Source organism: Mesorhizobium sp. B2-4-14, assembly GCF_006442155.1.
Lineage (GTDB): Bacteria > Pseudomonadota > Alphaproteobacteria > Rhizobiales > Rhizobiaceae > Mesorhizobium.
This window is the reverse complement of the sequence record NZ_VFVA01000030.1, coordinates 59,018-69,346: the sequence shown is the minus strand read 5'-3', so window position 1 is coordinate 69,346 and position 10,329 is coordinate 59,018. Positions and strand designations below refer to the sequence as shown.

Genomic DNA, 10,329 nt, shown 5'->3' with positions numbered 1-10,329 from the left:
ATCCGCAACAGCGCGTGCAGCAGCATGACGAATGTCGGCGCTGCCCCTCACCTGCCTGCCGGCATCCTCTCCCCGTAAAAGACGGGGAGAGGGGCGCTCGTCGCTGATTTCGCCAATCACCAACGTTGAAAGGTGGAGCCAGCGTTGCGGCCAGCTATTCTCTCCCCGTCCCTATACGGGGAGAGATGTCCGGCAGGGCAATGAGGGGGCGGCGCGACGCCTGGGGGAGCACGCCGCTGCTGCCGACCTCCTCGCCGCTGCCCGCCGCCGGCTATCCGTTCCTGGTGGCGACCTTCGCCGGCTGGATCTGGACGCTGGTGAAGCCGGCGCGGTGAGACCATGTCGGCGCTGCTCAAAATCCGCAACAGCGCGTGCAGCAGCATGACGAATGTCGGCGCTGCCCCTCACCTGCCTGCCGGCATCCTCTCCCCGTATAAGGACGGGGAGAGGGGCGCTGTAATCGCGGCCTTCGCCAACCGCTGACGTGCAGAAAAGGTGCCGGCGTTGCGGTCAGCTCCTCTCGCCCCGTTTACGGGGAGAGATGTCCGGCAGGACAGTGAGGGGCGGCGCGACGTCTGGGGGAGACGCGCGACAGTGGGAGCCCTAAACCTCACATGGCTTTGGCTTCGCGGGAGGGCGTCCCCCCGCTTCGCCGGGCCACCGTGCCGGGCGAGCCACGGGTCTCGTCCGTCCTTCGGACTCCCCACTCTCGTGGGGCGAGGAAACCTAGGCCGCGCTCAGTCTCAACTCTCAATCCAGACCTTTTCAAAGTGCTGCTCCAGCGCCTGGTGCTGTTCGCAGCCTTCGATGCCCTTGCGGTAGGTCCGGTAGACCGAACGCCAGTAGGGCTGGATGATGATGCCGCTATCGCGCAAATTCTTTTCGATCCCAGCCATGATCTCCTTGCGCTTGATAGGGTCGGGCATGGCCAGCGCCTTGTCGAGCAGCTCGTCGAATTCCTTGTCGGCATAGGCGCTTTCGTTCCAGGCCGCGCCGGATTTATACGCCAGCGCCAGCACCTGGACGCCGAGCGGGCGGCCGAGCCATTCGGTGCAGGAATAGGGGAACTTGCTCCAGTCGTTCCAGAAGGTGGCGGCGGGCAGCACGGTGCGCTTGATCTTGAGGCCGGCCTCGCGGATCTGCGCGGCAATCGCGTCCGCCGTGCTCTTCTGCCATTCGATGTCGACCGAGATCAGCTCGTACTCATGGTCCGCCTTGCCGGCCTCGCCGATCAGCTTCCTGGCCGCCTCGACGTCGCGCCTGGCCGGGCCGATATCGGCATATTCGGGGTGCATGGGGCCGACATGGTGGTTGTCGGCGGGCTTGCCGCGGCCGTCGAGGCCGAGCTTCAGCACCGCGGAATTGTCGACGGCGAGTTGAGCGGCGCGGCGTACCTTGATGTCGTCATAGGGCGCGTTGGAGACGTTGAAGCGGGCGACGATGGTGGAGCCGGTGGCGATCTCGGAATTCTTCAGCCCCATCTTCTCGGTCTGCGAGACGGCATCGGAGGCGGTTTCGTGGTCGGTGTCGATCTCGCCGGATTCGAAGGCCGACAGCATGGCGTTGGGGTCGGAGCCGTAGTCGATCCACTGGATGCCATCGAGGTAGAAGTCGCCCTTCCACCAGGGCTTGTCCTTGCGCTTCACCTCGGCGCCCGTCTCGGCGTCCCATTTCACCAGTTCGCAAGGGCCGGTGGTGATGGCCAGCGCCTTCATGGGATCGCCATTGCCATCATAGGAGCGGTGCATGATCAGCGCCGGATAGTCGGCCATGCCGGCGATCAGCGAGATGTCGGGCTTCGGCAGGTTGAGTTTTATCGTGTGGTCGTCGAGCTTCTCGATGCCGCCATCGACCACCTTCTTGGTGTCGGCGTTGACAAGCGCGCCCATGCGCGCGGCGACCGAATTGCCGGCCACACCGGCCTCGCACCAGCGGGTGAGATTGTGGATCACATCGTCTGCGTTGAAGGCGTCGCCGTTCGACCAGGTGATGCCGTTGCGCACATGCAGCGTCAGCGTCCTGGCGTCGTCGCTCATCTCCCATTTTTCCAGCAGCCAGGGCTCGAAGGTGAAGTCGGTGTTCCAGCGCACCAGATATTCGTTGCAATGGCGGGCGACGTTGGACATTTCGACACCGTCGAAGGTGCGCGGGTCCTTGAAGCCCTTGACGTTCATGGCGACACGCAGCACGCCGCCCTTCTTCGGTTCGGCCGCGCGGGCCGGCGTCGGAGCGATGCCGCCCAGGGCAAAAGCGCCGGCGGCGCTGACGCCGAGGCCGGCCATCAGCGCGAAATATTCCCGGCGGTTGATGCCGCCCTTCCTGAAATCGTCGGCGACGGGCTTGGCCTTCGGGTGCAATTTGCGGTCGGTCAGCATGAATTTCATCGTCGTTCCCTCTTGTTGGTGCATGCCGCCCACAATGCGAGGCGGTTTTGGGACAACGGCATGCACGGAAATCGGCTCGCCCCGGCGGACCGCGCCAACGCGAGGCGGCCGCGACCGCCGGGGCGCCATTGCCTGAGAGGGAATGATAGGGCGGGGTGACGCGGCGGAATGTTCTGGAATCCGCAGGAGTTGTGCGCTGCTCCGCAAGGGTGGCGGGGCGGGTACGGGTGTCCCTTCGTCATCCTCGGGCGGAGCGGGAGCGAAGCGGACGCGCAGACCCGAGGATCCATGCCGCGACATCCGCCGGGGAGCGCGGCGAGCGGAATTCTGGACCGTGGTGACGCATTGGAGTCCCGGCATGGATCCTAGGGTCTGCGCCGCGTCGCTTCGCTCCTTGCTGCGCCCTAGGATGACGAAGGGACGGGCCGGCACCAACAAAAAACCCGGCGCGAGGCCGGGTTTTTCGGGACATGCCGTCAGCCGGTCGTCAGCTCACCTGGGTCTTGGAGGCGGCGGCCTGATCTTCGGCGATCTTCTGCTGGAACATCTGGGCGAAATCGATGGGGTCGAGCATCAGCGGCGGGAAGCCGCCATTGCGCGTCGCCTCGGCGATGATCTGGCGGGCGAAGGGGAACAGCAGGCGCGGGCATTCGATGAACAGGATCGGCAGCATGTGCTCCTGCGGGAAGCCCGAAATGGCGAAGACGCCGCCATAGACCAGCTCGACGTTGAACAGCACTTCCTGGTCGAAGGAGGCCTTGGCGTTCAGCGTCAGGTTGACGTCGAACTGCTTGTCGGAGAGCGGATTGGCGTTGACGTTGACATTGATGGCGATGCCGGGGGCCTTGTCGCGGCCGCGCAGCGAATTCGGCGCGCCGGGGCTTTCGAAGGACAGGTCCTTGACATACTGGGCCAGGACGTTGAGCGAGGGCTGCGTCGCATTGCCGTTTCCGTTGGCGGCGCCGGCGGGCGCGTCATCATTGCTGGCCATGAGCCTGATATCCTTTTGCCTGGGCAGCGTTGCTGACCGAATTGAAATCGGGCGTTCGCTACCATGGCCGGCATGACAAGACAAGGTTTGCGGCCTTGCTTCTCACCTCGTCATCCCAGGGCGAAGCAGCCGCGCAGCGGCGTCGCGGAGACCCTGGGATCCATGCCGTGACCGTGGCCAAGGAATACGGCGGCTCGATCCTCACAACGGCGCGGCAGGGTGGATATCTTCCACCATAGCGGCGTTCAGAGATCGCGGCATGGATCCTGGGGTCTGCGCAAGTCGCTTCGCTCCTTGCTCCGCCCCAGGATGACGAAGCGTAGGACAGGCCCAGCTAGTCGTCCTTCAGCCGCCGCCAGGGCGAGTTGCGATCGGGGCCGCGCTTCAGATCGTCCTCGCGCGAATAGTCGCCGTCGTCGAGGTCGATGACCCTGTCGCGCGGCCGGCCGCGGAAGCCGCCTGGCGAGAAGTTGGTGGCGACGACGATGCGGCCCTTGAACCTGCTCCAGGCAAAGTCGCGCACCGGGGGCAGGAACAGCAGCAGGCCGATAATGTCTGATATGAAGCCGGGGATGATCAAAAGGATCGCGGCGACCACGATCATGGCGCCATGGGCAAGCTGGTGGCTGGGGTCGCGGCCAGCATCCATCTCGGCGCGGATGCGGGCCATGACGCCGAAACCCTGGTGCCTCAGCAGCAGGACGCCGGCAAGGCTGGAGGCGATCACCAGGCCGACCGTCGCCAAGGCGCCGACCTCGCGGCCGACGATGACGAAACCGGCGATTTCCAGCAGCGGAAGCGCGAGGAGGAAGAGGGGTAGCAAGGAGATGCGCAAGTCTTGCCAACCTTTTCTATCGTTTGGCCGTTTTGTTTTGGCCGTCGGCGACCAATCGCCGCTGGCCCTGGGGCTGTTAGATAGGTATGCCTGCCTTTAATTTGAATGATTGCGCCTTGCGTTCTATATGCTTTGGATATTGAACGCTATGCGACCGTGGGCTCCGGGCCGGGCGGTCCGGCCAAGAGACAGGGATTGATTGGCGGAAGATATGGGTTTCTTCGACTTCGGCACGATTTTCTTCCTGATCGCGGCGGTGGTGATCTTCTTCCAGCTGCGCAATGTGCTGGGCCGTCGGACCGGTAGCGAGCGGCCGCCCTTCGATCCCTACACGGCGGCGCGCACCGACAAGGACGCCACGCAGAAGCCCGAGAATGTCGTTTCGCTGCCGCGCAAGCGGCTGCCCGGCGAGCCGGCGCCGGCCGACGCCTACACGGCCATCGATGCCTTCGCCAAGCCCGACACCGATCTCAACAAGGGCCTGCGCGCGATCAAGGACAATGACCCGTCCTTCGACCCGAAGGGTTTCGTCGACGGCGCCAAGATGGCCTATGAGATGATCGTCATGGCCTATGCCGACGGCGACCGAAAGACGCTGAAGAATCTCCTGTCGCGCGAGGTCTATGACGGCTTCGTCGCCGCGATCAGCGAACGCGAGGCCAAGTCCGAGAAGATCCAGTCTTCCTTCGTCGGCATCGACAAGGCCGACATCGTCTCGGCCGAGATGAAGGGCGGCGAGGCGCATGTGACGCTGCGCATCATCAGCGAGCTGATCTCGGCGACGCGCGACAAGGCAGGCACCGTCATCGACGGCGATCCCGAAACCGTGGCCGAGGTGAAGGATGTCTGGACCTTCGCCCGCGACACGCGCTCGCGCGATCCGAACTGGAAGCTCGTCGCCACCGAAGAAGAAGACTGAGCCCCCGATGCATGTCGCCCAAAAGTGCGAAGCGGTTTTGGGGCAACGACATGCATCAGAACCAGGGCTTGAAGCGCGTCGCATGATGCTCTTCGAGCCCAACGTCCTTTAGACAGGCGGCGGGCTCCGGTGTCGCTATCGCCTTCCTTCGCGGCAAAGTCCTTTGACGATCTTCCCGGCTGGGCCGACGACGACCATCTGCCGGCCTTCGAGGCTTTTCGCCGGTCCGCCTTCCATGCGCCGGTAAAACCCTATCGCAGCGGCGCGCTCGGTGTCGATTTCGGCGCCTTCGCCGAGGCCTATGCCGAAGCGCGCGGTGTCTCTTGCGCCAGCCGATCGGAAGCCCGCGCCTTCTTCGAACGCCATTTCGTCCCCATGCTGGTTGTCCCAACGCTGGTTGGGGCCGAGACCGGCGCCGGGCTCGTCACCGGCTTCTACGAACCGCAAGTCGAGGCCTCGCCGGTGCGGACGGCGCGTTTCGTCGTGCCGCTGCTTTCGCGGCCGGCCGATCTCGCCGATGTCGACGACGCCAACCGGCCGCCCGGAATGGACCCCTATCTCGCTTTCGCGCGCCGGACGGCGGACGGGCTAGCGGAATATTTCGACCGTGGCGCGATCGAGCGCGGCGCGCTTTCCGGCCAGGGGCTGGAGATCGCCTGGCTGGCCGACAAGGTCGATGCCTTCTTCATCCATGTGCAAGGGGCGGCGCGGCTTGCCATGACCGACGGCCGGCTTTGCCGCGTCACCTACGCCGCCAAATCCGGCCAGCGTTTCACCGGGCCCGGCAAGATTTTGAGCCAAACAGGTGAAATCCCGCTGGCTGACGTGACGATGCAGTCGATCCGCGCCTGGTTCAAGGCGCATCCGGAGCGCATCGACGAGATCCTGTGGCAGAACCGCTCCTACATCTTCTTCCGCGAGGCGGATGTGGAGGACGCCGCACTCGGCCCGATCGCCGCCGCCAAGGTGCCGCTGACGCCGGGCCGCTCGGTCGCGGTCGACCGGCTGCTGCACACATTCGGCACACCTTTCTACATTGACGCGCCGACGCTCACCGCTTTCGAGGGGAAACCGTTCCGGCGGCTGATGATCGCCCAGGACACCGGCTCGGCCATCACCGGACCGGCGCGCGGCGATCTGTTCGCCGGTTCGGGCGATGCCGCTGGCGAGATCGCCGGCGTGGTGCGCAATGCCGCCGATTTCTATGCGCTGGTGCCGCGCGCGCTGGCAGGAAGCGCATCATGAGCAGGCGCCCCGACAAGCTCAGCGAGGACGACCGGGTGCTGTGGAACCTGGTGGCGCGCACGGCAAAGCCGCTGAAGGGCCGGGCGGCGATCGACATTCCCGACATGACGGCTGATGCCCGGCCGGCGACGCCACAAGCGGCCCAGCCCGCCGCCAATGCAGCGGCGGCCAAGCCGAAGGCCCAGCATGTCACGCACCGGCTCGATGAGCCGACGCTCGACAAATTATCAAAAGGCCGGCTGCCGATCGAGGGCCGCGTCGACCTGCACGGCATGACCCAGGACGAGGCTTATTCGCTGCTGTTCTCGTTCCTGCACCGGGCGCATGCCGGCGGCGTCCGCTATGTGCTGGTTATCACCGGCAAGGGATCCTCCTCAGGCGGTGACGGCGTCCTGCGGCGCGCCGTGCCCGCCTGGCTGTCGACGCCCGCTTTCCGGCCGCTGGTCTCCAGCCATGACCACGCCGCCCGCAACCATGGCGGGTCCGGCGCGCTTTATGTGCGGCTGCGGCGGGTGCGGCCGTGAGGACGGTTTCGTGACGCCGTTGGGCGAGCGGTTGCGGGCGCTGCGGAAAGAGCGCGGCGTCAGCCAGAAGGACATGGCGGCGGCGATCGGCGTCAGCGCCGCCTATTTGTCGGCGCTCGAGCATGGCAGGCGCGGCGCGCCGACCTGGACGCTGATCCAGAAGATCATCGGTTATTTCAACATCATCTGGGACGACGCCGAGGAACTGGCGCGGCTGGCCGAAGCCTCGCACCCGCGCGTAAAACTCGACACGTCAGGTCTAAGTCCCGCCGCCACCGAGCTTGCCAATCTGCTGGCCGAGAACATCGAGAAGCTCGACGAAGCGGAACTGCGCCGCATCACCGCGTCAATCCGCGCAGCACTCGGCCAGTTGAAGTAACTGGCTTTATCCGGATTTCGCGACGGCCGGGCGTCCCGCTCATTGCAAGACAGTGCCCGCCCGTGGCAGCCAGCGGGCAGCTGTGGCGGGATCAATACTTGCCGGCCGTGCTGCCGTTGGGGTTGCCGCCATTGGTACCCGGGCGGCCATTGTCATGATGGTCGCGGCCGTTGCCGCCGCCCAGGCAGTCCGAGGCACCTGCAGTGCCACAACAACGGCCGGCCCAAAGGTCATTGAGCGTGGTCTTGACGCAGCTCGTGTCGGTCTGACCAGCCAGAGCGGATCCGGTCAGGGCCGATACCGCGACGGCTGCGAGAAGGGTATTGCGCAGGAAAGCAGTCATTTGAAATCTCCATGGTTTGTTCTGTCGTCCACGGCTGTGTGTCGCCGGGCGGGACAAATTGGTTCACGGAGATGCGAGAAAATTTTCGGGAGGGCCCCAAAGGGAGCGGTGAGTCAAAGGCAGTGCGGCTATGGCAGAGGCCCAAGAGATTGGCGGAAGCCTCCACGGTTTCGTCATCCACGGGCGGAGCGGGAGCGAAGCGGACGCGCAGACCCGAGGATCCATGCCGCGACCTGCGAGTTCCGCAGCGGCGCAGAATGTAGTGATATAGCCGCGCCTGTTCCTAGGCCGCCGTGTTCAATGTTGGTGTCACGGCATGGATCCTGGGGTCTCCGCGACGTCGCTTCGCGACTGCTGCGCCCTAGGATGACGAAGGGCTGGGGTGGCGCCGCTCAAGCGGTTCCCCCCGCTATCGGCCCTTACTCCACCGACCCCACCAAAACCTGCTGGTCGTCGCGGATCGAGACCCAGCGGCCGGTGTTGTCGATCGCCTGCCGCTTGAGGAAGCGGTAGCCGGTCTGGTCCCAGGGCTTGATCTTGTCGTTCAGATTGTCGAGCACGTAGTCGCCCCTGTCGGTGCGCACCGTCAGCACGGCGTGGCCTTCGCCGTCGGGCTTGCGCACGACTGTTATCAACAGATCGGCAAGCGACATGCCTATGCGGGCGAGCTGGCGCCGCTTTTCCAGCACATAGTCCTCGCAGTCGCCGACGCCCTTGTCGGGATAGGCCCAGACCTCGTCCTTGCCGTAGACATCCATGTCGCTCATCGGCTTGACGGCGGCATTGACCCTGGTGGTGACGTTGACCAGCTTGCGCATCAACCCGTCGGTCAGGATTGCCGGCGCCAGATCGGCCGGCCGGATCGAGCACTCGCCGGGATTGAGCTTGCAGAAATCGTAGTGGCCGATCGGCTGCGAGGTAAAGCCCCCGGTCGCCATTGCTCCAGCCGCCAAAGCCGGTGCCACCCAGCCTCCCGCCATTGCCAGCCCGGCTGCCACGCACGCGCGCAGCCCTCGCGCCATCGTTGAGGAGTTCATTGTCCCCGCTCGCCCTGTTGTTAACGAAAAGTTAACGGCGATTTACAGTCCGTGTCAATCAAGACGCCGGTCCGATTTGCAAGCATGGTTACCCGCGGGCAGGGACAGCGCCTATTATGCAACAGAACAGGATCGGGCGCCGATCTCTTCGGAGTTGGCCTGGAAATATCTATCGCTTGGCCGTGCGGACCAGCTTCGGCTTCACCGCAACCCGGTTCTGACGGCCATAGCTGGTGATGAAGTCGACGATGCGCGGCACGATCTCGGAGCGGAAACGCGAGCCGTTGAAGACGCCGTAATGGCCGACCGCCGGCTGCATATAGTGGGCCTTCTTGTCGGCCGGAATGTTGACGCACAGATCCTGCGCGGCCTTGGTCTGGCCAAGGCCCGATATGTCGTCGTTCTCGCCCTCGACCGTGAACAGGGCGACGTTGCGGATCGCGGACGGATCGATCCTGGTGCCGCGATGCGTCATCTCGCCCTTGGGCAAGGCATGGCGCACGAAGACGGTGTCGACGGTCTGCAGGTAGAACTCCGCGGTCAGGTCCATCACCGCCAGATATTCGTCATAGAAGTCGCGGTGCTTTTCGGCACTGTCGCCATCAAACTTCACAAGGTGCATGAAGAAGTCCTTGTGGGCGATGATGTGACGGTCGAGGTTCATGCTCATGAAGCCGGAGAGCTGCAGGAAGCCGGGATAGACCTCGCGGCCGAAGCCCGGCACCGGCCAGGGCGCGCGCATGATCACGTTGTCGCGGAACCAGCCGATGCCTTTTTCCTCGGCCAGCAGATTGACCGCTGTCGGGTTGCGGCGGGTGTCGATCGGCCCGCCCATCAGGGTCATGGTCGAAGGGACGAAGGGGTCGCCCTTCGTCTCCATCAGCGCCACGGCCGCAAGCACCGGCACGGAAGGCTGGCACACCGCCATCACATGCGTATCCGGGCCCAGCGTGTGCAGCATGTCGATGACATAGTCGATATAGTCATCGAGATCGAAGCTGCCGTCGGCCAGCGGCACCATGCGGGCGTCGACCCAGTCCGTGATGTGGACATCGGCATAAGGCAGCATCGCCTCCACCGTGCCGCGCAGCAGCGTGGCATAGTGGCCCGACATCGGCGCCACGATGAGAAGCTTCGGGTCCGCCCGGCGGCCGGCCGGGACGGCACGCTCGAAACGAACGAGATTGCAGAACGGCTTCGACCAGATGGTCCTTTCGGTGACCTCGACGCTTTTCCAATCGACGACGGTCTTGCCCAGGCCGAAGGCCGGCTTGCCGTAGCGGCGGGTGGTGCGTTCGAACAGCTCGGCGCCCGCCGCGACCGAACGGCCCCAGGGCGTGTGCGAAAACGGGTTGAGCGGGTTGGAGTAGAACATCCGCACCGCATCGGCATAAAGCCGCGCCGGCTGCAGAGCCGCGTGATTCAATTCATAGAGCTGGTAAAACATCAAAAACCCCGCTGCTGCCTCGACCGAAAGGGACGACGAGCAGCGCCGAGCCTCAAATGTCTCGCGGCGAGGTTAACAACTAATTGCTGCGATGCAATACGTCACTTGGCGTGACCAATGGTTCTTTCGTCCAAGGTGTTGAAAACCCGACCGGAACGGCGGAGCCGGCTCAATGTGTGTCGCGAAGTGTGTAGGAAATGTGTCCGGCCCCTCATGCCGGACACA

At 64.7% G+C, this 10,329-nt stretch carries 11 protein-coding genes; 5 read left to right on the top strand and 6 right to left on the bottom strand.

The window, feature by feature from the left end:
* Positions 1 to 185: 185 nt before the first annotated feature.
* Positions 186 to 335, top strand: coding sequence for a hypothetical protein (locus FJ938_RS29595; protein ID WP_181169162.1), 150 nt, complete (start codon positions 186 to 188; stop codon positions 333 to 335).
* A 408-nt stretch (positions 336 to 743) separates the two neighbouring features.
* Here the strand turns inward: FJ938_RS29595 and FJ938_RS22660 are convergent, their stop codons facing one another.
* The 3 genes from FJ938_RS22660 to FJ938_RS22650 form a co-directional block, all read right to left on the bottom strand.
* A complete protein-coding gene (locus FJ938_RS22660) occupies positions 744 to 2,384 on the bottom strand; it encodes an ABC transporter substrate-binding protein (protein ID WP_140697604.1) in 1,641 nt (546 codons plus the stop codon).
* 487 nt (positions 2,385 to 2,871) lie between these two features.
* Entirely contained in the window at positions 2,872 to 3,375 is a 504-nt protein-coding gene (gene secB, locus FJ938_RS22655) for a protein-export chaperone SecB (protein ID WP_140613437.1), read from the bottom strand.
* A gap of 334 nt (positions 3,376 to 3,709) precedes the next feature.
* A complete protein-coding gene (locus FJ938_RS22650) occupies positions 3,710 to 4,210 on the bottom strand; it encodes an FxsA family protein (protein WP_140697601.1) in 501 nt (166 codons plus the stop codon).
* A gap of 211 nt (positions 4,211 to 4,421) precedes the next feature.
* On the opposite strand from FJ938_RS22650, the gene FJ938_RS22645 reads away from it, so the two are divergent.
* The 4 genes from FJ938_RS22645 to FJ938_RS22630 all read left to right on the top strand — a co-directional run bounded on the left by FJ938_RS22645 (position 4,422) and on the right by FJ938_RS22630 (position 7,277).
* Positions 4,422 to 5,129 (top strand): Tim44/TimA family putative adaptor protein, encoded by a 708-nt coding sequence (locus tag FJ938_RS22645; protein ID WP_140613435.1) that lies wholly within the window; start codon positions 4,422 to 4,424, stop codon positions 5,127 to 5,129.
* A gap of 129 nt (positions 5,130 to 5,258) precedes the next feature.
* Complete coding sequence (locus FJ938_RS22640) at positions 5,259 to 6,374, top strand: murein transglycosylase A (protein ID WP_140697598.1); 1,116 nt, start codon at positions 5,259 to 5,261, stop codon at positions 6,372 to 6,374.
* Positions 6,371 to 6,898 (top strand): Smr/MutS family protein, encoded by a 528-nt coding sequence (locus tag FJ938_RS22635; RefSeq protein ID WP_140697595.1) that lies wholly within the window; start codon positions 6,371 to 6,373, stop codon positions 6,896 to 6,898. The genes FJ938_RS22640 and FJ938_RS22635 overlap by 4 nt, the downstream gene beginning before the upstream one ends.
* A gap of 10 nt (positions 6,899 to 6,908) precedes the next feature.
* Positions 6,909 to 7,277, top strand: coding sequence for a helix-turn-helix transcriptional regulator (locus FJ938_RS22630; RefSeq protein ID WP_140697592.1), 369 nt, complete (start codon positions 6,909 to 6,911; stop codon positions 7,275 to 7,277).
* A 91-nt stretch (positions 7,278 to 7,368) separates the two neighbouring features.
* Here FJ938_RS22630 and FJ938_RS22625 read toward each other — a convergent pair whose 3' ends face one another.
* The 3 genes from FJ938_RS22625 to FJ938_RS22615 form a co-directional block, all read right to left on the bottom strand.
* Positions 7,369 to 7,620 carry a hypothetical protein gene (locus FJ938_RS22625; RefSeq protein ID WP_140613431.1) on the bottom strand — a complete coding sequence of 84 codons (252 nt, stop codon included), beginning with the start codon at positions 7,618 to 7,620 and terminating at the stop codon, positions 7,369 to 7,371.
* Positions 7,621 to 8,039: 419 nt separating this feature from the next.
* Positions 8,040 to 8,657 carry a transglutaminase-like cysteine peptidase gene (locus FJ938_RS22620; protein ID WP_140697589.1) on the bottom strand — a complete coding sequence of 206 codons (618 nt, stop codon included), beginning with the start codon at positions 8,655 to 8,657 and terminating at the stop codon, positions 8,040 to 8,042.
* Between the two features lie 169 nt (positions 8,658 to 8,826).
* A complete protein-coding gene (locus FJ938_RS22615) occupies positions 8,827 to 10,104 on the bottom strand; it encodes a polyhydroxyalkanoate depolymerase (protein WP_140613429.1) in 1,278 nt (425 codons plus the stop codon).
* Positions 10,105 to 10,329: the final 225 nt, after the last annotated feature.